Genomic DNA, 21,769 nt, shown 5'->3' with positions numbered 1-21,769 from the left:
AAATCCCCCTGCTGAAAATTCCCCAAAATTTATTTACTGACTTTCCCCACCCCGCTCGTCTGACTGTTGAGATTGATTTTCATTACTAGAAAATGCCAACACAGCGAGCCACCTTAAGTGACCACTCCACAACAACGACCCTTGCACCTCAACCGGATTGCCCTGGCCTGCAATCTGCTGCTGAGCGTCTGCACCCTGCCGATGGGGATCGGCGCGGTACAGGCGGCCGAGCCGGGCCCGGACGCGAGCCAGCGCAGCGCCCTGATCCGTTTCGATATCCCGGCCCAGCCCCTCGATAGCGCCGTGCTGGCCTTCGCCGAGCAGGCCAAGGTCCAGGTGTTCTTCGACAGCCGCAAGCTGGCCGGCCTGCGCAGCGAAGGCCTGCACGGCGAACATACCTCGCGCGAGGGCCTGGCCCTGCTGCTGGGGGCCAACCCGGTGCGCTACCGCTTCGGCGGCAATGACCAGGTCGGCCTGGAGCGCCTGAGCGATGACGGCAAGGCCCTGGAACTGGGCGCCACGCGGATCCGCTCGGTGAGTGACGGCGATTGGGTCTACACCGCGCCGCGCTCGGTGGCGGTGATCACCCGCGAGCAGATCGACAAGCGCCCGCCCCGCCATGCTGCCGACATGCTGGAGGAAACCGCCGGTGTCTATACCGCGGTCAACCAGCGCGACCCCGGCCTGTCGGTGAATATCCGCGGCGTGCAGGACTACGGTCGGGTCAACATGAACATCGACGGCATGCGCCAGAACTTCAATGTCAACGGCCATCAGCAGCGCAACGGCATCATGGTGGTGGACCCGGAGTTCATCAGCTCGGTGGAAATCGAAAAGGGCTCGCAATCGGGCATGGGCGGCGCCGGCGTGCTCGGTGGCATTGCCAGCTTCAATACCGTGCAGGCCAGCGAATTCCTTGGGCCGGACAAGGAGTACGGTGGTCGTATCCGTGCCGGTCACGGTATTGGCGAGCTGGGCAATGGCACCTACTTCAATGGCAGCGCGCTGTTCGCCTTCGGCAATGAAGCGGGCGACCTGCTGCTTGGCGTCAGCGAACGCCACTTCGGCGATTACCGCGCCGGTACCAACGACAAGGACAACCTGGGCACCCAGATCCGAGCCCGTGAAGTCTGGCCCCAGGCCTGGGAAAACTGGCTGGAAAGCGAGGTCGGCGACATGGGCAGCGTGACCCGCTCGCGGCTGTTCAAGCTCGGCGTCAACCTGCCCCAGGACCAGCGCCTGCAGTTCAACTACATCGAGACCGACACCGACAGCAAGGATGCCTGGACCTGGCCCACCGACGATCTCAGCGCCTTTTACTACCAGCGCAGCGGCGCCACCGACCTCAACGCGAAGAACGCTTCGATCGACTACAGCTTCACGCCCGACAACGACCTGATCGATGTGCAGGCGAAGGTCTATTTCGTGCGCACCCGCATGGATCGCTGGAACGCCGCGAGCACCGCCAGCCCCGGCAGCGGCAACTGGTTCGGCGCATACAACGACCGTTTCCAGACCGACACCTGGGGCCTGCAATTGCAGAACACCTCGCGCTTCTATATCGGCGCGGCGGACAAGCTGACCATCAACTACGGTACCGAGCTCTTCGAAGACCGCTTCAAGCCGGCGACCGATCGCGTGGCCGCGACCAACGAGCAGGCGCTGCCGTATGTCGAGGGTGCTACGCCGGAGGGCAAGAAGCTGACCGCAAGCCTGTTCGCCAATGCTCAATATGAGCACGGCGACTGGCTGACCCTCGACGCCGGCCTGCGCTATGACCTCTATCGCCTCAGTGGCGCCAGTGGCATGACCCTGTGGATGTACCCCGAGGGCACCTGGGAAGGTGCTGCTTCGACGAAGACCCGCCAAACCCTGCTCTTCGATGACACGACGGAACAGGGGCATTTTTCGCCGACCTTCGGCATCGCGGTAAAACCGGGTGTCGATTGGCTGCAGCTGTACACCCGCTGGGGTCGAGGCTGGCGCTCGCCGGCGGTCACCGAGGTGTTCATGACCGGGCGTCCGCACGCCGGCAACGCCTCCGAGATGGTCTACCCCAATCCGTACCTCAAGCCCGAGACCTCCCACGACTGGGAACTGGGTTTCAACATCTTCCGCGAGTCGTTGTTGCGCGACGGTGACCGCTTCGGCCTGAAGGTGGCCTACTTCGATACCCGGATCGACAACTTCTCGTTCCTCGACGTCAACGTCAACCTGCCGGACGAAACCTCCTCGGGCACCGGCCTGGGCCGCATGGCTTACCAGAACAACGAGGAAACCACGCGCTTCCGGGGCGTCGAGTACTCGCTGGACTACGACGCCGGGGCCTGGTACGGACGCCTGGCCTACACCCACATGATCGGCAGCAACGATTTCTGTTCCCGGCAGTTCTACATGGGCGGCGCCAAGCAGGTGGTCAGGGTCGGCACCGTGACCCGCCCCGTGCAGGTTGGCAACCGCATCGTGATGCGCCAGTTCCCGGTCAGCGAGGCGCAGGCCAACGACGCCATGAGCAACCAGATCACCTGCGGCAACATCATGGGCAATGCCACCTACATGCCCGCCGACCGTGGCTCGCTGACCCTGGGCATGCGCTTCTTCGACAACACCCTGGATGTCGGTGGTCGCCTGCGCTACAGCAAGGGCAATGGCGCCAACCTCGACACCCCCGGCTACGCCACCCTCGACCAGGCGCTGTGGCCCAAATACAAGGTCTACGACCTTTTCGCCAGCTACTGGATGACGCCACAGGTGAACCTGTCGCTGGCCTTGGAGAACGCCACCGACCAGGCCTATTTCGTGGCCATGGGCGATGTCAACAACCTGTCCCTGGCTCGCGGTCGCACCCTGACCGGAATGCTGGAATACCGATTCTGAAATGACACGGCCCCCGGGCCGCTGGCAACGCTTTTGTCCTTCGGGACAAAAACGAAGGCAGGCGCCTTCGTCAATCCACCCCAACGTTCAGAGGAACAGACATGAGCATTTCCGTTACTTACGATGCCGCCATTTTCGCCAACTACACCGTCGACGAGTACCTGGCGGAGTGGGCCACCGGATTCGCCACCGCAGGCCATGGCACCAGCAACACCGGTGGTTTCAACAACGGCGGTTTCAACGGTAGCCAGTACGCCACCCACGGCGCCAACGGTTCGGACTACGCGTTCATTGCCGGCAGCGATACCGCCAATGGCCTGCATTACGTGTTCAACCCGGCCCTGCCGGCCAGCAGCAACCAGAACCATTACCTGTATGGCTCGCTGGACAACGTTTCCCTGGGCTATGACCTGTCTGGCGGCAACGGCAGCAACTTCGCGCTGGGCAACGACGTTGTGACCTTCTCCGGCCTGGACCTGGACTCGGTGCTGGGTGCCGGCCGCACCGGCAACGAGGTGCACCAGGTGATCTACGGCCTGATGCAGGGCAACACCTCCGCCCTGGAAGGCGTGCTCGACAGCCTGCTGGCCAGCTACAGCGTGTCTACCGACAACACCTTCGCCGAAATCACCGCGGCCTTGAATGCGGCCTCGGCCACCGCCGTCGGCGTCCAGGCGCAGGTCGACGACCTCGCCCTGGCGGCCTGATAGCGGTCAATAAAAAGCGAATGGCAGGTTGCCCTGGCATTCGCTGATCTGCTGCATTACCCCGCAGCCCGTGTCTTTGCCGGGCCCAGGCTGCGGTGGTGCGAATTCTGTGGCGAGGGTACGGCGATTGCAATCGCCCGCCGTCGCCGTTTGCGAGGAATCCAAGCAATGGGAACCGCTCCCGTTTCGGCCAACAACGAAGTGCGCCAGGCGCTCAAGGCCTGCCGCGCCGGCTTTGCCAATGTCGGCCTGTTCACGGCGGTGATCAACCTGCTGATGCTGGCGCCGGCCCTGTACATGCTGCAGGTCTACGACCGGGTGCTGTCCTCGGGCAACGAGATGACCCTGCTCATGCTCAGCCTGATGGTCGTTGGCCTGTTCGCCTTCATGGGGTTGCTGGAGTGGGTGCGCAGCCTGGTGGTGATCCGCCTCGGCACGCAGATGGACCTGGGCCTCAATCCCCGGGTGTTTCAGGCCGCCTATGAAGCCAGCCTGGCCGGCAGCAAGGGGGCCGCCGGGCAAGTGCTGGCGGACCTGACCAGCCTGCGTCAGTTCGCCACCGGCCAGGCACTGTTCGCCTTCTTCGATGCGCCGTGGTTTCCGGTTTACCTCGCGGTGATGTTCCTGTTCAGCCCCTGGCTGGGGTTGATGGCGCTGGCCGGCGCGCTGCTGCTGATTGCCCTGGCATGCTTGAACGAACGCCTGACGCAGAAGCCGTTCGCCGACGCCGGGCGACTCTCCCAGCAGGCCGGTGTGCAGGCCAGCGGCAACCTGCGCAACGCCGAGGCCATGGAAGCCATGGGCATGCTCGATGCGGTGCGCCAGCGCTGGACTGTGCTGCACCATGGCTTTCTCGGTCTGCAAAACCATGGCAGCGAGCGCGCCGCCGCGGTGGCCGCCGTATCCAGGAGCCTGCGCCTGACCCTGCAATCCCTGGTCCTTGGCCTCGGTGCCTGGCTGGCACTGGAGAAGCAGGTCAGTCCGGGAATGATGGTCGCCGGCTCGATCCTGATGGGCCGGGTACTGGCACCGATCGACCAGTTGATCGCGGTATGGCGCCAGTGGGGTTCGGCACGCCAGGCCTATGTCCGCCTCACTGAATTGTTGCAGGCCCGGCCGCCGCGTCCCGAGGGCATGCCGCTGCCGGCGCCCAGCGGCCGCCTGTGCGTCGAGCAGGTCACCGCGCTGCTGCCGGGAATGCGCAAACCTTGCCTGAGCAATCTCGCCTTCGCCCTCGAGCCCGGTGATTCCCTGGGCATCATCGGCGCGTCCGGCTCCGGCAAGTCGACCCTGGCCCGCTTGCTGGTGGGGGCTGCCAATCCCTTCGACGGCAAGGTGCGCCTCGACGGCGCCGACCTGCAACGCTGGGACAAAAGCCTGCTCGGTCAGCACATCGGCTACTTGCCGCAAGACGTGCAACTGTTCGCCGGCAGCATCGCCGAGAACATCGCCCGGCTTGGCCAGGTGGATGCCGATGCCGTGGTCGCTGCGGCGCAACTGGCCGGGGTGCATGACATGATCCTCAAGCTGCCGGCCGGCTACGACACCGTGCTGGGGAGGGCGGCAGCGGTCTTTCCGGCGGCCAGCGCCAGCGCATCGGCCTGGCCCGGGCGTTGTACCGGCTGCCTGCGCTGATCGTCCTCGACGAGCCCAATTCGAACCTCGACGAAGCCGGCGAACAGGCCTTGCTCGCAGCGGTGGCCAAGGTGCGCGAAGCGCGTCGCACGCTGATCCTGATCACCCACAAGCCGGCATTGCTGTCTGGCCTGGAGAAGTTGCTGGTCCTGCAGAACGGCCAGTTGCAGGCCTTCGGGCCCACCGTGCGGGTGCTCCAGGACCTGCAGAAAGCAGCCCGTCCCGCCGTGGTCCCCGGCCCCACCGCGCTGCGCAGCCCGGCCAGCGTCAGCATGAGCTACGGCACACCGAGAGCCTGATCGATGACTGCAACCGCTTCTCTTCCCAACAATGTCCTCGCCATGGACGAGCGCCGCCCTGCGCGTATCGGGCGCTGGATGGTGATCGCCGGCTTCGGCGGCTTCATGCTCTGGGCCGCGCTGGCGCCGCTGGACAAGGGGGTGCCGTTGTCCGGCAACGTGGTGGTCGCTGGCAGCCGCCAGGCGGTGCAACACCCTGCAGGTGGCGTGATCGAGCAACTGCTGGTGCGCGATGGTGACCAGGTTACGGCCGGCCAGGTGCTGTTGCGCCTGGATCCGACCCAGGCCCGGGCCCAGTACGAGTCGTTGCGGGTGCAATTGCTCACTGCCCGGGCCATGCAGGCCCGCCTGAGCGCCGAGCGTGACGGGCAGAGGACGGTGCAGTACCCGGCCGAATTGCAGAAGGACGCCAGCGAACCCTGGCTGGCGGCGATCCTGGAGACCCAGCGGCAACTGTTGAGCAGCCGCCGCCAGGCCCTGGACATGGAACTCGACGGCGTACGCGAAAGCATCGCCGGCGCCCAGGCCAGCCTCGACGGCCTGCAAGGCTCGCTGGCCGCAAAACAGGAGCAGCGCAGCGCCTTGCAAGAGCAGTTGCACGGCCTGCGCGAGCTGGCCCGGGACGGTTATATCCCGCGCAACCGGCTGTTGGAAAACGAGCGCCTGTTCGCCCAGGTCAACGGATCGATTGCCGAAGACCTGGGCACTATCGGCCGCACCCGTCGCCAGTTGCAGGAGCTGAAGCTGCGCATCGCCCAGCGTCAGCAGGAGTACCGGCGCGAGGTCAGCCAGCAGCTTGCCGAGGCGCAGTCGACTGCCGCCGATCTCGACAACCGCCTGCGCAGCGCCGCCTTCGACCTGGCCAGTACCGAGGTCAAGGCGCCGGCCAGCGGCACGGTGGTCGGTTCCAGCGTGTTTACCAACGGCGGGGTGATCGCCCGTGGGCAGTCATTGATGGAAATTGTCCCCCGTGATGTGCCGCTGCTGGTGGATGCCCGGGCCTCGGTGGAACTGGTGGACCGCCTGCATCCGGGGCTGCCGGTGGAGCTGCTGTTCGTTGCCTTCAACCAGAGCACCACGCCCCGGGTCGAGGGCGAGGTGATCCTGGTTTCTGCCGATCGCCTGCTCGATGAGCACAGCGGACAGCCTTACTACCAGGTGCGTGTACGGGTTGGCGAAGAGGGGCTGGGGCAGTTGGCCGGCCAGGACATCCGTCCGGGCATGCCGGTGGAGGCCTTCGTCCGTACGGGTGAACGCTCGATGCTCAACTACCTGTTCAAGCCCTTGACCGACCGGGCCCATGTTGCCCTGGCGGAGGAATGATGCGTTTGCTGTCCTGCTTCATGTTGCTGGGCCTGAGCCTGCCGGTTGCGGCAGTCGACCTGAGGGATGCCTTCGCCCTGGCCCTGCGCAACGATCCGGCTTTCCACGCCGCCATCGCCGAGCGCGATGCCGGACTGGAGTATCGGGCCATTGGCCGGGCGAAACTGTTGCCCAACCTGTCGTACCGCTACAACAGCGCGCGCAATGACTCCGAGGTGACCCAGTCGACCACCGCCGGGAATATCACCCAGCAGCGCGACTACCGCAGTTACTCCTCGACCCTGACCCTGCAACAGCCGCTGTTCGACTACGGCGCCTGGGCCGAGTATCGCCAGGGCGTGGCCAAGGCCCTGCTGGCCGATGCGCAGTTCCGTGGGCGCGGGCAGGAACTGGCGGTGCGTCTGTTCCAGGCCTACAGCGAGGCGCTGTTCGCCAACGAGCAGATTGCCCTGGCCCAGGCCCAGCGCCGGGCCTATGCCGAGCAACTGACCCTCAACGAGCGGCTGCTCAAAGGCGGCGAGGGCACCCGCACCGATGTCCTGGAAACCCGCGCCCGCTATGAACTGGCCAAGGCCCAGGAAATCGAGTCTACGGACAATCTCGGTGCCGCGTTGCGCACGTTGCAGGCCATCGTCGGCGAGCCGCTGGAGGTGGAGGATCTTGCACCGCTGGCGGACGACTTTCAGGTGGAGCCGCTGGCGCCGGGCAATTTCGAACATTGGCGCAACCTGGCGGTGAGCAACAACGCCCAGCTCATTGCCCAGCGACATGCCGTGGAAGCGGCGGACCAGGGCATCGAACGCAATCGCGCCGGACACCTGCCGAGCCTCAGCGCCTATGCCAGTACCGGGCGCTCCAGCTCCAGTTCGGAGAGCACCTACAACCAGCGCTATGACACCGACAGCATCGGCATCCAGTTGAACGTGCCGCTGTTCGCCGGCGGCGGTGTGTCGGCGGCGACCCGGCAGGCGGCGGCGCAGCGCGACCAGGTGCAGTACCAGTTGGATGGGCTGCTGAACGAGACCCTCAACGAGCTGCGCAAGCAGTTCAACCTGTGTGCCAGCAGCGTGGCGAAGATCCGTGCCTATGAACTCGCAGTGGACTCGGCGGATCGCCTGATCGAAGCGACGCGCAAGAGCGTGGCCGGCGGGGAACGGGTCAATCTCGATGTGCTGGATGCCGAGCAGCAGTTGTACGGCGCCCGGCGTGACCTGGCCCAGGCCCGCCATGACTACTTGCGGGCCTGGTTGCAGGTTCACTATCTGGCGGGGACCCTGGAGGCCAGTGACTTGCAGCGGCTGGACAGGTACTTCGCCAGCCGTGGTGCAAGGGCATCCGCCAGCCGTTGACCGCCCGGCAACGGCCAGCGCCAGCGAGCCTTGCGGGCCGGGAGCAGGCGCTCGTACGCAAGCCAGGCCATGCACGCCAGCATCAGCAGGCTGTGGCCCTGTTGCACCAGGCTGGGCAGCAGCATCGCCGGCCAGCAGGCGCCGATGCACCAGAAACCATTGGTCAGCCCGTAGCGCAGGCAATCCCGCAGCATGGGCCAGCCGAAGGCGGATATCCGCGGCGGATAGTGGCAGTTGTTCAGGCAATGCTGCTTGGTCGGCGAGGCCTGCCAGAGCATGCACAGGACGAACACCAGCCCCAGCATGAGCCACGGGCTGTCGCTGCCGAGCAACTGCGCGGTGACACTGAGCAGGGCGATAAGCACCCCGGCGGCAGTCCACACCAGGCAATAGCTGAGCAAGAACAGCCCGATGGCCAAGGGGCGACGGCGGCGCAGGCTACGCTTCCACAGGTAGACCAACGGCCCCCCCAGCAACAGCGGCATCATCGCCAGCAGCATCAGCAGCCAGGCGACCAGCAGGCCTTGCGGGTCGAAGGCCAGGGCCAGGGTCCAGGCGGACCACAGCCCATCGGAGACCCGCGAAGCCACCGAACCGCAGAATGCGGGGAGCATCAGCTGTGCTGGTGCCCCGAGCATTGCCGCCCAACCGGCGAGACTGGCCACGGCCAGCCAGGGCCATGGGCCGTGCAGCAGCCTCGCTGCGAATTGCCGGTTGAACATCGTTACTGGCCCTGGCGGTAGACGCTGATGCGACCGATGGAGATATCGGCCGCCGGGGTCAGGTCGGTGCTGGCGAACAGGCTGATGTGCAGATGATCCAGGTTCAGGTCACCTTGTACATTCAGACGGTTGACGATGTCGGTAATGTCGAGGACCGCTGTCAGGCCGGCCCCGGCGTGACTTTCATCCTTCTGGCTGGCTACCCGTACGCCGAACAATCCGATGTCGCCTGCGTAGAGTTCGGGATGGGCCTCCGGCGACGCGCCATCGGGCAGGTTGACGTAGAGCGAGAGGATCACGGCGTTGAGCTTGCCACGAATATTCTCCACGTTCAGGTAGACCCGCTCCTCTGGTAACGGCGCCGCGTTGCCGGCCGTCAGCAGCCCGCGCGCGGCAAGTTTCTGCGCGACCTTGGCGATACCGGGCTTGTCCAGGCGTACAGGGCTTTCGAAACGGCTGCCGAGCAGCTTGATCGGCTGGGCATTGGCGCCGAGCAGTTCGGTGACTTTGGTATCGGCCACTGCCGTTGCCTCCACTTTCGCGGTGGCGAGGTTCGCCTGGGGTGGTGCTGGAAGGTCCTGGTAGGTATAGCCCAGGTCTTGCAGGCTGAGCATCTGCGAGACGATATAGGTGTAGGTGCTGCCGTCCGGTGCCGGCATGATGAACGGGCGGCCACCCGAAGGAGGACCCTCGGCCCAGGCCGGATCATCGACCGGGTTCTTGTGGGCCGGATTGCGATCGAGCCAGACCTGCCAGAGGCGGTCGATGTTGGCATGGTGGAGCCAGAATACGGGATCCAGGCCGGCCATTTGCGGGTCAGACATCAGGCCTTCGAACGGGTCTTTCTCGCCGGGCCTGTTGATGTGGCCACCTACAGCGATGTGCACCGGGTTATGCGGGTTGTTTTCCAGGCCGCCTTGTACGTCGCCGTCGAAATGGAAGACGGTTTCCGGGCCACCGAAGCCAGGCGTACCGCCCGTGGCGCCGCCGGTGAACAGGGCGATGTCCAGGGACTTGAGGTTGATTTTCAGCGGGTTGATAACCACTCGCCCGTCGATCGTGTTGCCAAAGCGCAGTTTCGGCAGGGCCAGCGGGTTGTCGGTGCCGTCGGGCAGCTTGGCTTCGTAGAAGATGTGCGGCAGGGTGACACTGTGCAACCGGGTGCCGATCTCGTTGTAGTTCCAGTAGGGCAGGGCCCAGTCCGATGGGCCATTGAGCTTGATGATCGTCTCGCGCACGATGTTTTCGAACGCCAGCAGGTAGCCACGGTGCCAGGGCAGGAAGTACCAGCTTTGGTGCTGGCATTGGTTCCAGAACAGATCCTGGTCCTTCTGCGTGGGCAGGGGCGTTTCTTCGTCGATCTGCCAGTGGCTGATCCACAGGTCTTTCTTGAAGCCATGGATAGCGCCGAGGAATTGCCAACTGGTGTTGTCGGTGATCGGTCGCTTCTGCAATTCCTGTACGGCCTTGGCGTACCACAACATGGTGTCGTTCCAGCCGTCTCCCAGATCCCACAGATCCTTACGCACATACGTCATGTTCACGCTCTCCATATTCCATGTGAGGGGATGTTCCATACGGGCCTGCTCACGATAGGCCTGTGGCATCAAAGTGCCATATCCGCGCATCGGGATGTTGAAGGAAATATACGTGCACCAACCAAACGAAAAGGGGCCGATGCTTGCGCATCGGCCCCTTGGGGACTGCCGTGTAATCAGTGCTCGGCAACGGCCTTTCGTCGCGGCGCCGTTGCGGCATGCTCATCCTCGGCCACCATCGGGATTTCCTTGCCGTCGGCATCGAACAGCTTGCCGTCCTTGAAGTAGTCGCCGTCACGCAGGGCGGAGATGTCGGAATAGACCACGGTGCGCTCATAACCGGCTGCGAACACCGATTGCTGGTCGGAGTTGCCGATCTTGAAGTGGTTGAACAGCAGGTTCAGGGAAATCGCCATGATCGCCGCCGAACTGATGCCCGAGTGGAAGATGGTCTCGAACCAGTTGGGGAAGTGATCGTAGAAGTTCGGCGCGGCGATCGGGATCATGCCGAAGCCCAGGGAGGCGGCGACGATGATCAGGTTCATGTTGTTCTTGTATTCCACCTTGGACAGGGTGCGGATCCCGCTCGCCGCCACGGTGCCGAACAGCACGATGCCCGCGCCACCCAGCACCGAGGTCGGTACTGCGGCAATCACCCGGCCCATGATCGGCAGCAGGCCGAGGATCACCAGGATCACGCCACCGGTGGCCACCACGTAGCGGCTTTTCACGCCGGTGACTGCGACCAGGCCGACGTTTTGGGCGAAGGCGCTCTGGGTGAAGGAGCCGAAGATCGGCGCCAGGATGCTCGACGCCATGTCGGCGCGCAGGCCGTCGCCGAGGCGGCGCGAATCGACCTTGGTGTCGATGATTTCACCGACGGCGAGGATGTCGGCCGAGGTTTCCACCAAGGTCACGATGATCACGATGCACATCGACAGGATCGCGGCGATGTGGAAGGTCGGCATGCCGAAGTGGAACGGCGACGGCATCGCCACCAGCGGGCCGTCCAGCACCTTGCTGAAGTCGGCCATGCCCAGCGACCAGGCGATCAGGGTGCCGATGATCATGGCCAGCAGGATCGACAGGCGCGAGATCGAGGCGCTGCCGAGCTTGCTCAGCGCCAGCACGAAGGTGAAGGTCAGGGCGGCCAGGCCGATGTTCTCCATGCTGCCGAATTCCGGCGACTTGCTGTTGCCGCCCATCACCCAGCGCGCCGCGACCGGCATCAGGGTCAGGCCGATGGTGGTGATGACGATGCCGGTCACCAGCGGGGGGAAGTACTTGGTAATGCGCGAGAAGATCGGGGTGATCAGGAAACCGAGGAACGAGGCGGCCATCACCGCCCCGAGCACGCCTGGCAAGCCGCCGCCGCCTTCGGTGGAGAGGATCGCGCCCATGGTCGCCACACCGGCGAATGACACGCCCTGCACCAGCGGCAACTGGCAACCGAAGAACGGCAGGCCGAGGGTTTGCAGCAGGGTCGCCAGGCCACCGGCGAACAGCGATGCGGCGATCAGCAGGCCAATCTCGGCAGGGCCGAGGCCGGCAGCCTGGCCAAGAATCAGCGGCACCGCAACGATACCGCCATACATCGTCAGAACGTGTTGCAGACCATAAGCGACGTTGGCACCCAGGCCGAGGTTTTCATCTTCCGGACGAGGCGCAGTGGAAGACGTGCTTGGTGAGGACGTATTCATGGGAGCAGGATCTCGGTATTTATTGTTGTGCCGCTACTGTAGACATCTGTTGCCAAACATTGCCAGAGGAATTGTATACAATTTATCGATTGGCTCAGGAACAGTAAGGCCATTGATTTGGCCTGGTTGCGGTTGCAGTAATCGTTCCAAAAAGGCGAGACGCTGTACCACGGTGTAGGAAAAAACCGTGTACAGCGCTAAATAAGCTGTCTGGTTGGACAGGAAATGCAGGCGGGGCGAAAAGGTTAGGGCGCTAAAAGATCTTGATCTTCGATCAATTGATGGAATTCGCGCTCCAGTTCGGTGCGGTCTGCCAGGTTAAGCTCCACAAGGCGGCGCAGGTGCTCCATCGACGCCAGGTCGATGTGCAGGCAGATGAAGCCCAGCTGGGTTTCCTCTATATGGCGCAATTGCACCTGCATCAGCACCTTCGCGTCGGGACTGAGGGTGACCTCGGCGTCGAACAACTGTTCGCCATCGGCATCCCAACTGGACGGGACCTCCACCAGCAGCCCCTTGAGGGAGATGTCGACCAGCGCGGCCTTCCAGCGCCGGGCGCCCTGGATCAATTCGGTAGGGGCATCGAAGGCAATGCGTTTGAAGCGTCGACGTTCGTTCTGCTCGCTCATGCTCGGCCCTCCGGGTGGGTTCGACAACTATAGTCCAGCCCTTGCCAGCACCGCCCAAGGGGCGCAATCTTCGATAGTGGCGAAGGGCTTCAGAGGCTCTAGACCAACGTGGGGGCTGGCCTTTCCGGCCAGTGTCGCTAGACTCGAAACGCTACCTTTAATCAATTTGCTGGAAGCGAACCATGAACAACAATAATAGCCTGGCCCGCCATATCCCCTGGCTGGTGCTGGCAGTACTAGGGGCCTGTGCGCTCGGGGTGGTTGCCCTGCGGCGTGGCGAAGCCATCAATGCCTTGTGGATTGTCGTCGCCTCGGTGGCGATCTACCTGGTCGCGTACCGTTACTACAGCCTGTTCATCGCCACCAAGGTGATGCAGCTGGACCCTCGCCGGGCCACTCCGGCGGTGCTCAACAACGATGGCCTGGATTATGTCCCGACCAACAAGCACATCCTCTTCGGCCACCACTTCGCGGCCATCGCCGGCGCGGGGCCGCTGGTCGGGCCGGTGCTTGCCGCACAGATGGGCTACCTGCCCGGCACCCTGTGGCTGATCGCCGGCGTCGTGCTGGCCGGTGCGGTGCAGGACTTCATGATCCTGTTCCTCTCCACCCGTCGCAACGGTCGCTCCCTGGGCGACATGGTGCGCGAGGAGATGGGCCGGATCCCGGGCACCATCGCCCTGTTCGGCTGCTTCCTGATCATGATCATCATCCTCGCGGTGCTGGCGCTGATCGTGGTGAAAGCCCTGGCTGAAAGCCCGTGGGGCATGTTCACCGTGATCGCGACCATCCCGATCGCGATGTTCATGGGCATCTACATGCGCTACATCCGCCCGGGCCGCATCGGTGAAATCTCCATCATCGGCGTGGTCCTGCTGCTGCTGTCCATCTGGCTGGGGGGCCAGGTTGCCGCGGATCCGGTCTGGGGCCCTGCATTCACCTTCACCGGCGTGCAGATCACCTGGATGCTGGTGGGCTATGGTTTCGTCGCCGCCGTACTGCCGGTATGGCTGGTGCTGGCACCGCGTGACTACCTCTCCACCTTCCTCAAGATCGGCACCATCGTCGGCCTGGCCATCGGTATCCTGATCATCGCGCCAGAGCTGAAAATGCCGGCGCTGACCCAGTTCACCGACGGTACCGGCCCGGTCTGGAAGGGCACCCTGTTCCCGTTCCTGTTCATCACCATCGCCTGTGGCGCGGTGTCCGGCTTCCACGCGCTGATCTCTTCGGGGACCACGCCGAAGCTGCTGGATAACGAAGTCAACGCCCGCTACATCGGCTACGGCGGCATGCTGATGGAGTCGTTCGTTGCCATCATGGCCATGGTCGCCGCCTCGGTGATCGAGCCGGGTGTCTACTTCGCCATGAACAGCCCGGCCGCCGTGGTCGGTGCCGACGTCGTGTCGGTGGCGCAGACGGTCAGCAGCTGGGGCTTCACCATCACCCCCGAACAACTGGAAGCGACCGCCCGCGACATCGGCGAGCACACCATCCTGGCCCGTGCCGGTGGTGCGCCGACCCTCGCAGTGGGTATCGCGCAGATCCTCCACCAGGTATTGCCGGGTGAAAACACCATGGCCTTCTGGTACCACTTCGCGATCCTCTTCGAGGCGCTGTTCATCCTCACCGCGGTGGACGCCGGTACCCGTGCCGGTCGCTTCATGCTGCAGGACCTGCTGGGCAGCTTCGTCCCGGCGCTGAAACGTACCGAGTCCTGGGGCGCCAACCTGCTCGCGACTGCCGGCTGCGTAGCGCTCTGGGGTTACCTGCTGTACCAGGGCGTGATCGATCCGCTGGGAGGCATCAACACCCTGTGGCCGCTGTTCGGCATCTCCAACCAGATGCTCGCCGGCATCGCCCTGATGCTCGGCACCGTGGTGCTGATCAAGATGAAGCGCCAGCAGTACATCTGGGTCACCCTGGTGCCTGCGGTGTGGCTGCTGATCTGCACCACCACGGCGGGCCTGATCAAGCTGTTCGACCCGAACCCGGCGGTCGGCTTCCTGGCCCTGGCCAAGAAGTACAGCACCGCGCTGGACGCTGGCCAGGTCCTGGCCCCGGCCAAGGACATCGGGCAGATGCAGCACGTGATCTTCAACGCCTACACCAACGCAACCCTGACCGTGCTGTTCCTGGTGGTGGTCTTCAGCATCCTGTTCTTCGCCCTCAAGGTCGGCTACGCCGCCCTCGGCAAGAAGGAGCGCAGCGACAAGGAAACCCCGTTCCAGGCCCAGCCGGAAGCTTGATAGAGGAATGCAGTGATGTTCAACGACCTGGGTCGACTGGGTAAGTACCTGGGGCAGGCAGCCCGCCTGATGGTCGGCATGCCCGACTACGACAACTACGTCGAGCACATGCAGAAGAAGCACCCGGACCAGCCGGTGATGAGCTACGAGGCGTTCTTCCGCGAACGCCAGGAAGCCCGTTACGGCGGCAAGAGTGGGCCGAAGTGCTGTTGAGCTTCGGCCGCTAGCGACAAACCTGTGGGAGCCCGGGGCGCCGGGCTCCCACAGTCATTTTCAGCGTCAGGAGAATTCGTGTGCATTCCCCCATTCCCGTAACCGTGCTCAGTGGTTTTCTCGGTGCCGGCAAGACCACCCTGCTGCGCCATATCCTCAAGGCGGAGCACGGCCTGAAGATCGCCGTCATCGAAAACGAATTCAGCGATGCCGGCATAGACACCCAACTGCTCGGCGACGCGCCGGTCGAGGTCATGACCCTGGCCAACGGCTGCGTCTGCTGCAGCATCCACACCGACCTGACCAAGGCCCTGTTCCTGCTGCTGGAGCGTCTGGACAGCGGTGAGATCGCCTTCGACCGCCTGGTGATCGAATGCACCGGCCTGGCCGACCCGGCGCCGGTGGCGCAGACCTTCTTCATCGATGAGGAACTGCGTGATCGCTACATCCTCGATGGCATCATCACCCTGGTGGACGCGGCCCATGCCGACCTGCACCTGACCCAGGCCATCGCCCAGGCCCAGGTCGGGTTCGCCGACCGCCTGCTGCTGAGCAAGACTGACCTGGTGGACGACGCCACGGTCGAGGCGCTGACGGCACGGCTCGGCCGGATCAACCGTCGCGCGCCGGTGCGGGTGGTGGACCACGGGCAGATCGACCTGGCCGAATTGCTGGATGTGCGGGGTTTCAATCTCAATGCCGACCTCGGTGGCGGCATGAGCCTGCGGCCGGTACTGGCGACCACCACCCCGGACCGGATTTCCAGCCTGGTGCTGCGCACTGAAACGCCTCTGGATATCGACCGGCTCAGCGAGTTCATGAACGAGCTGCTGGAGGAGCATGGCAAGCAGCTGCTGCGCTACAAGGGCGTGCTGAATATCGCCGGGGAGGATCGGCGCCTGGTGTTCCAGGGCGTGCTGAAGCTGTATGGCTTCGACTGGGACACCGAGTGGGCCGAGGGCGAAACGAGGGAAAGCGTGATGGTGTTCATCGCCGATCAGTTGCCGGAAGAGAAGATCCGGGCGGGGTTCGAGGCGTTGAGTCGCTGATCCAGAGAACACCGCAGGCCCGGGCCATCAGCCACACCGCAAATTCCAGCCACAAAAAAACCGATGCCGGTCACCCGGCATCGGTTTTTTCAGTACAACCCTGAATCAGTTGCCGTAGACAGGCAGCTTCTTGCAGATGGCCTTGACCTTCTCGCGAACGGCATCGATCACCGCTTCGTTGTTCAGGTCAGCCAGGATGTCGCAGATCCAGCCAGCCAGTTCCTTGCACTCCGCTTCCTTGAAGCCGCGAGTGGTGACGGCTGGAGTACCGAAGCGCAGGCCCGAAGTGACGAACGGGGAGCGCGGGTCGTTAGGCACGGAGTTCTTGTTGACAGTGATGTAGGCGCGGCCCAGGGCAGCGTCGGCATCTTTGCCGGAGATCTCCTGCTTGATCAGCGAAAGCAGGAACAGGTGGTTCTGGGTGCCGCCGGAAACGACGTCGAAACCACGCTCGATGAACACGCTGGCCATGGCCTGGGCGTTTTTCACGACCTGCTGCTGGTAGGCCTTGAACTCAGGCTGCAGCGCTTCCTTGAAGCAGATGGCCTTGGCCGCGATCACGTGCTCCAGCGGGCCGCCCTGGGCGCCCGGGAAGACTGCGGAGTTCAGCTTTTTCTCGATGTCGGCGTTGGCACGGGCCAGGATCAGGCCGCCACGCGGACCACGCAGGGTCTTGTGGGTGGTGGTGGTGACGACGTCGGCGAACGGAACCGGGTTCGGGTAGACGCCTGCGGCAACCAGGCCGGCCACGTGGGCCATGTCGACGAACAGGTAGGCACCCACTTTGTCGGCGATGGCGCGGAAGCGGGCGAAGTCCAGGACCTGCGAGTAGGCCGAGAAGCCGGCAACGATCATTTTCGGCTTGTGCTCGACCGCCAGGCGCTCGACTTCGTCGTAGTCGATCAGGCCGTTACCGTCGATGCCGTACTGGATGGCGTTGTACAGCTTGCCCGACGAGCTTACCGACGCACCGTGGGTCAGGTGGCCACCGTGGGCCAGGCTCATGCCGAGGATGGTGTCGCCAGCCGACAGCAGGGCCAGGTAGACCGCGGCGTTGGCCTGGGAACCGGCGTGCGGCTGGACGTTGGCGTAGTCGGCACCGAACAGTTCCTTGGCGCGATCGATGGCCAGTTGCTCGACCACGTCGACGTACTCGCAACCACCGTAGTAGCGCTTGCCCGGGTAGCCTTCGGCGTACTTGTTGGTCAGGACCGAGCCCTGGGCCTCCATCACGGCCGGGCTGGTGTAGTTTTCCGAAGCGATCAGCTCGATGTGCTCTTCCTGGCGCTGGGCTTCCTGCTGCATGGCTTCGAAGAGCTCGGCGTCGTACTTGGCAATGGTCAAATCACGGCTGAACATGGCGGTCCTCAAGGATCGGGCTGAAATAGGCCGGCATTCTACCCCATAGACTTTTGTCTGGCATATGAAAGGGCGTCATCTGGCGGACAAATGGGATTCAAGCAGGGGAAAACCGGCTGCTATTCCAGCATGAACAGGGTTTCGTTGCTGAATTGCGCCTCGAACTGGTGGGCCGGCATCGGCCGGCCGAACAGATAGCCCTGGACTTCGTCGCAGCCATGTTCGCGGAGGAATTCCAGCTGTTCATGGGTTTCCACGCCCTCGGCGATCACCGCCAGGTTGAGGCTGTGGGCCATGGCGATGATCGCCCGGGCGATCTGCGCGTCCTGCTCGCCCTCGGGAAGGCCGTCGACGAAGGTGCGGTCGATCTTCAGCACGTCGATGGGGAACTGCTTGAGGTAGTTGAGCGACGAATAGCCGGTACCGAAATCGTCGACGGCGATGCTCAGGCCGAGGTTCTTCAGGCTGTCGAGGATCTGCATGGCCTCGTGGACTTCACGCATCAGGATGCTTTCGGTCAGTTCCAGCTCCAGGCACGCCGGCGGCAGGCCGGTGTCCTTGAGGATGGCGGCGATGCGGTTGCCCAGCTGGCCGTCGGAGAACTGCCGCGCCGAGATGTTCACCGAGACCTTCGGCACCCGCACCCTGGCCTGGTGCCAGGCCTTGAGCTGGCGCGAGGCTTCGGCGATGACCCAGTCGCCTACATCCACCACCAGGCCCAGTTCTTCCATCACCGGGATGAAATCCCCCGGCGGCACCAGCCCGCGCTGTGGATGCCGCCAGCGCAGCAGGGCCTCGGCTCCGGTCAGGCGCTTGCCGTCGCCGCTGAACTGCGGTTGGTAATAGAGGATGAATTCGTTCTGCTCCAGGGCATGGCGCAGGTCGCTTTCCAGCTCCAGGCGCTCCAGGGCGCTGGCGTTCATGTCGGCCTGGTAGAACTGGAAGTTGTTCTTGCCGCGTTCCTTGGCGTGGTACATCGCGGTGTCGGCGTTCTTCATCAACTGGCTCAGCTCGCTGCCGTCCTGCGGGCTGAGGGCGATGCCGATACTGGCGGTGACGAAGAACTCGCGGTTCTCCAGGACGAACGGCCGCACCAGGCTGGTGAGGATTTGCTCGGCCACATGCACGGCGCGGTGCAGCGCCATTTCCCGGGTCGCCCGCGGCTGCAGGAGCAGGGTGAACTCGTCGCCACCCATGCGCGCCACCGTGTCGTCGTCATCGACGCAATCGAGCAGGCGCTCGGCCATGTCCTTGAGCATGCGGTCGCCGGCGGCATGGCCGAGGGAGTCGTTGATCGGCTTGAAGCGGTCGAGGTCGAGGAACATCAGCACCACCCACGACTTGTGCCGCTCGGCCTGCTGCAGCGCGGTGTACAGGCGGTCCTGGAACAGCGTGCGGTTGGGCAGGTGGGTGAGGGCGTCATAGTAGGCCAGGCGATGGATGCGCTGTTCGCTGGCCTTGCGCTCGCTGATATCGGTGAAGAAGCACACGTAGCTGGCCAGGTCGCCTTCGTCGTCGAGCACCGCGGTGATGCCGACCCACGCCGGGTAGTGCTCGCCATTGCGTCGCTTGAGCCAGATCTCGCCTTCCCAGGTGCCGTGCTGGTGCAGTTGCTTGAGGATGTAGCGCAGGGTGGAGTCCTGCTGGCCGTCGACCGTGAGCATGCTCGGTACCTGGTCGAGCACGTCGCGCACGGCATAGCCGCTGACCCGGCTGAAGGCTTCGTTGGCCTGGACGATGTAGCCGGCCGGATCGGTGATCAGGATCGCCGACGTGGAATGCTCGAAGACCGTCGCGGCCATGCGCAGGTCTTTTTCCGCACGGCGCTGCTGGCTGATATCGCGACCGACGCCGAGGATCCCGCCGAACTGGTCATGTTCGTCCCAGACCAGCACCAGGCGCAGTTCGATAGGGATCTTGCGGCCATCGGCGCGCAGGCAGTCGAAGAGGAACAACTGGGTCGGCACCTGGGTACGCAGCGCGGCCAGTTGCGCGGCATCGCCGAGCGCGCGGTTGACCCGCTCGACCAGGGTATACAGCCCGGCCAGTTGTGCCGGGTTGGCGATGGTCGACTGCCAGCCGTTGCTGAAAATCCACTCGACGTCGTAGCCCAGCACCGATTGCACCGAAGGACTGACGTAATTGAGCTGGAGGCGGTCGTCGGTGGAGAAGATCACGTCGCTGATGCTTTCAGCGAGCATGCGATAGCGCTGTTCGCTATCGCGCAGGGATTCGCTGGCCTCCAACTGGTCGGTGACGTCCTTGGCCACGCCGATGATCCGCGTGACGTTGCCGGCGGCATCGCGGGTCAGCACCTGCTCGCGGATGTCGTAGCGGCGCCAGCGCTGGTCGTGATGGCGGAAGCGCAACTGGCAATGCAGTTGCTCGACATAGCCGCTTTCCCGCTGCTGGCGGCGCAGGTCGCGGTACAGCTCGGCGTCTTCCGGGTGCAGCAGGATCTCCCAGAAGAATTCGCCCATGCGCGCCAGCTCGTGGCGCTCGTAGCCGAGGGTCTGGCCAAGATGGCGGTTGCTGAAGATCATTCGCAGGCTTTGCACGTCCTGGACGTAGAGCTGGTCCGGCACGGTGCGGACCACGTCGGACCAGAAACTCTCGCGCTCCAGCAGCGACAGTTCGACACGCTTGCGGCTGGTGATATCGCTGATGCTGAGGATCACCGCCCGATAATCGCGGCGTTGCTCGGGGAAGCGCACCATCAGCCACAGGTGCTGGTCCAGGCCATGCGCGGTCGGCAAGCGGACTTCCAGTTCCAGGCGTGCCTGGCGGTCCAGCACCGCCGCTACCAGTTGCACGCCGACGCCGCCGTTTTCCAGGGCATTGCCGGCGATCAGGTGCCGCCAGGTGCCTTCGCAGCAATCGACGCCCAGCAGCTGCAGGGCAACCTGGTTGACTTCCGTGACCTTTAGCTCGCGCAGCAATTGCTCGCGCAAGGTCGGGTCGGCGTCCAGGCGTTGTTCCAGTTCCAGGCGGCTGCGCAGGCGCAGGCGGTCGAGGATCGGGTCCAGGCCCGACAGGTCCAGCACGCACAGGGCGACGCCGGTGCTTTCGAAGATGTCCTGGTAGCGGCGGCGCCCGGCCTGGAGCATCTGGTTGCGCCGGCGCATGTTGAACAGTGCCAGCACGGGCAGCAGGGCGCAGAGCAGGCCGAGCAGGGCCTTGCCGACCAGCGCCGGGAGCAGTTCACCGCGGGTGCGCTCGGCATCGTGGAAGCCGCGCAGTTGCCAGTCGCTGTTATCGACGAAGGCCAGCATTACGCTTTGCAGCGGTGCGGTTTCGGTCGTCGGCGACGTCACCTGTTGGCGTTGCAGGTGCTGGTGGATGATCGCGGCGGTCTGGCCGTTTTCCAGTTGCCACTGGAGATGGTCGGCGGGCTCCAGGCGTTCGGCCAGTTGCTGGTACCAGGACGGTTCGAAGCGCAGCAGCCAGTAGCCAGCGCCGTCGTGCTGGCGCAGCAGCAGATAGACCCGCTCGTTGCCGGGCGCATTGCTGAAGTGATGATCCTGCTCGTGGTTCAGGCGCAGCAGTTCGGTCATGGCCGCCTGGTCCGGCGACGGGCCAAGGCTGTCGCGCAGGATCCGCCCGTCGCCATCGAGCCAGGCCAGGCTGGCGAGGGCGGGCTGACGCTGGTGCAGGCGGGCGTACAGCCCCGCCAGGACGTTGGTATCTGGTGCAGTGGCACCGACCGGCAGCAGGTTGCGTATGCGTTCGGCTTCCAGGGCCAGGCTCAGGTTGAGGCGATCGGCAATCTCGGCGCTGGCATCGATGCTGTGCTGGCGGCGTTCGGTGACGGTGCGGCGGTATTGATCGAAGGTTTGCCACAGCAGCAGGGCCAGCAACAGCAAGGCCAGGGTGGCCAGGGCACCCTTGAGCGAGCCGCGCAGGGGCTGACCCGACGCAACGGCGGCTTTGCGCAAGGAAGGCGGCTGATTGAGGTCGGTCAAACGGTGTTCCTGCGGTATGGCTGGCTGGTCGTCGCAGCGCGCACTATAAGCCGGACGCCCGAAGGGCGGCTAGCATGCCCTGACTTGTGGCAAAGTGCCAGTCCTGTTCATCGGGCCGGCACCTGCCCGGGTGTGCTGCCCCTGCCCGGCGGCGTCCA

15 protein-coding genes are annotated in these 21,769 nt (G+C 64.3%); 9 read left to right on the top strand and 6 right to left on the bottom strand.

Annotated elements, in window-relative coordinates; translation table 11 throughout:
* Positions 1 to 201 precede the first annotated feature (201 nt).
* From CSV86_RS21650 to CSV86_RS21630, 6 genes are all read left to right on the top strand, one after another.
* Entirely contained in the window at positions 202 to 2,877 is a 2,676-nt protein-coding gene (locus CSV86_RS21650; RefSeq protein WP_080604752.1) for a TonB-dependent receptor, read from the top strand.
* Positions 2,878 to 2,978: 101 nt separating this feature from the next.
* Positions 2,979 to 3,584, top strand: a complete 606-nt coding sequence (locus CSV86_RS21645; RefSeq protein ID WP_009398960.1) for a heme acquisition protein HasA — start codon at positions 2,979 to 2,981, stop codon at positions 3,582 to 3,584.
* A gap of 168 nt (positions 3,585 to 3,752) precedes the next feature.
* Positions 3,753 to 5,219 (top strand): type I secretion system permease/ATPase, encoded by a 1,467-nt coding sequence (locus CSV86_RS21640; RefSeq protein ID WP_512700232.1) that lies wholly within the window; start codon positions 3,753 to 3,755, stop codon positions 5,217 to 5,219.
* A complete protein-coding gene (locus CSV86_RS33910; protein WP_512700233.1) occupies positions 5,180 to 5,518 on the top strand; it encodes a hypothetical protein in 339 nt (112 codons plus the stop codon). Before CSV86_RS21640 ends, CSV86_RS33910 begins: the two co-directional genes overlap by 40 nt.
* A gap of 3 nt (positions 5,519 to 5,521) precedes the next feature.
* Positions 5,522 to 6,841 (top strand): HlyD family type I secretion periplasmic adaptor subunit, encoded by a 1,320-nt coding sequence (locus tag CSV86_RS21635; protein ID WP_037060101.1) that lies wholly within the window; start codon positions 5,522 to 5,524, stop codon positions 6,839 to 6,841.
* Positions 6,841 to 8,190 carry a TolC family outer membrane protein gene (locus CSV86_RS21630; protein WP_009398963.1) on the top strand — a complete coding sequence of 450 codons (1,350 nt, stop codon included), beginning with the start codon at positions 6,841 to 6,843 and terminating at the stop codon, positions 8,188 to 8,190. Before CSV86_RS21635 ends, CSV86_RS21630 begins: the two co-directional genes overlap by 1 nt.
* Here the strand turns inward: CSV86_RS21630 and CSV86_RS21625 are convergent.
* The 4 genes from CSV86_RS21625 to CSV86_RS21610 all read right to left on the bottom strand — a co-directional run bounded on the left by CSV86_RS21625 (position 8,100) and on the right by CSV86_RS21610 (position 12,779).
* Positions 8,100 to 8,912 (bottom strand): copper chaperone, encoded by an 813-nt coding sequence (locus tag CSV86_RS21625; protein WP_009398964.1) that lies wholly within the window; start codon positions 8,910 to 8,912, stop codon positions 8,100 to 8,102. The two genes, CSV86_RS21630 and CSV86_RS21625, sit on opposite strands and share 91 nt — an antisense overlap.
* A 2-nt stretch (positions 8,913 to 8,914) precedes the next feature.
* A complete protein-coding gene (locus CSV86_RS21620) occupies positions 8,915 to 10,450 on the bottom strand; it encodes a tyrosinase family protein (RefSeq protein ID WP_009398965.1) in 1,536 nt (511 codons plus the stop codon).
* 176 nt (positions 10,451 to 10,626) lie between these two features.
* Positions 10,627 to 12,150 (bottom strand): nucleobase:cation symporter-2 family protein, encoded by a 1,524-nt coding sequence (locus CSV86_RS21615; protein WP_037060104.1) that lies wholly within the window; start codon positions 12,148 to 12,150, stop codon positions 10,627 to 10,629.
* Between the two features lie 245 nt (positions 12,151 to 12,395).
* Complete coding sequence (locus CSV86_RS21610; RefSeq protein WP_009398967.1) at positions 12,396 to 12,779, bottom strand: PilZ domain-containing protein; 384 nt, start codon at positions 12,777 to 12,779, stop codon at positions 12,396 to 12,398.
* A gap of 182 nt (positions 12,780 to 12,961) precedes the next feature.
* Here CSV86_RS21610 and CSV86_RS21605 point away from each other — a divergent pair, with 182 nt between their 5' ends.
* The 3 genes from CSV86_RS21605 to yjiA all read left to right on the top strand — a co-directional run bounded on the left by CSV86_RS21605 (position 12,962) and on the right by yjiA (position 16,290).
* Complete coding sequence (locus CSV86_RS21605; protein ID WP_009398968.1) at positions 12,962 to 15,028, top strand: carbon starvation CstA family protein; 2,067 nt, start codon at positions 12,962 to 12,964, stop codon at positions 15,026 to 15,028.
* 15 nt (positions 15,029 to 15,043) lie between these two features.
* Entirely contained in the window at positions 15,044 to 15,241 is a 198-nt protein-coding gene (locus CSV86_RS21600; RefSeq protein ID WP_009398969.1) for a YbdD/YjiX family protein, read from the top strand.
* 80 nt (positions 15,242 to 15,321) lie between these two features.
* Complete coding sequence (gene yjiA, locus CSV86_RS21595; protein ID WP_009398970.1) at positions 15,322 to 16,290, top strand: GTPase; 969 nt, start codon at positions 15,322 to 15,324, stop codon at positions 16,288 to 16,290.
* Positions 16,291 to 16,395: 105 nt separating this feature from the next.
* Here the strand turns inward: yjiA and glyA are convergent, their stop codons facing one another.
* Both glyA and CSV86_RS21585 read right to left on the bottom strand, forming a co-directional pair.
* Positions 16,396 to 17,649, bottom strand: coding sequence for a serine hydroxymethyltransferase (glyA, locus tag CSV86_RS21590; protein WP_009398971.1), 1,254 nt, complete (start codon positions 17,647 to 17,649; stop codon positions 16,396 to 16,398).
* A 119-nt stretch (positions 17,650 to 17,768) separates the two neighbouring features.
* Positions 17,769 to 21,611, bottom strand: a complete 3,843-nt coding sequence (locus tag CSV86_RS21585) for a sensor domain-containing protein (RefSeq protein WP_009398972.1) — start codon at positions 21,609 to 21,611, stop codon at positions 17,769 to 17,771.
* Between the last annotated feature and the right edge of the window lie 158 nt (positions 21,612 to 21,769).

It is taken from the genome of Pseudomonas bharatica CSV86 (assembly GCF_000319305.2).
GTDB classification, from domain to species: Bacteria; Pseudomonadota; Gammaproteobacteria; order Pseudomonadales; family Pseudomonadaceae; genus Aquipseudomonas; species Aquipseudomonas bharatica.
This window is presented reverse-complemented; position numbering and strand designations above follow the sequence as displayed.

Bases quoted from the DNA above. Each gene is read 5' to 3' on its own strand.
- CSV86_RS21610 (WP_009398967.1), bottom strand. From the start codon at position 12,779: ATGAGCGAGCAGAACGAACGTCGACGCTTCAAACGCATTGCCTTCGAT.
- CSV86_RS21625 (WP_009398964.1), bottom strand. From the start codon at position 8,912: ATGTTCAACCGGCAATTCGCAGCGAGGCTGCTGCACGGCCCATGGCCC.
- glyA (WP_009398971.1), bottom strand. From the start codon at position 17,649: ATGTTCAGCCGTGATTTGACCATTGCCAAGTACGACGCCGAGCTCTTC.
- CSV86_RS21630 (WP_009398963.1), top strand. From the start codon at position 6,841: ATGCGTTTGCTGTCCTGCTTCATGTTGCTGGGCCTGAGCCTGCCGGTT.
- CSV86_RS21645 (WP_009398960.1), top strand. From the start codon at position 2,979: ATGAGCATTTCCGTTACTTACGATGCCGCCATTTTCGCCAACTACACC.
- CSV86_RS21635 (WP_037060101.1), top strand. From the start codon at position 5,522: ATGACTGCAACCGCTTCTCTTCCCAACAATGTCCTCGCCATGGACGAG.
- CSV86_RS21600 (WP_009398969.1), top strand. From the start codon at position 15,044: ATGTTCAACGACCTGGGTCGACTGGGTAAGTACCTGGGGCAGGCAGCC.
- CSV86_RS21605 (WP_009398968.1), top strand. From the start codon at position 12,962: ATGAACAACAATAATAGCCTGGCCCGCCATATCCCCTGGCTGGTGCTG.
- CSV86_RS21640 (WP_512700232.1), top strand. From the start codon at position 3,753: ATGGGAACCGCTCCCGTTTCGGCCAACAACGAAGTGCGCCAGGCGCTC.
- CSV86_RS21620 (WP_009398965.1), bottom strand. From the start codon at position 10,450: ATGACGTATGTGCGTAAGGATCTGTGGGATCTGGGAGACGGCTGGAAC.
- CSV86_RS21650 (WP_080604752.1), top strand. From the start codon at position 202: ATGGGGATCGGCGCGGTACAGGCGGCCGAGCCGGGCCCGGACGCGAGC.
- CSV86_RS21615 (WP_037060104.1), bottom strand. From the start codon at position 12,150: ATGAATACGTCCTCACCAAGCACGTCTTCCACTGCGCCTCGTCCGGAA.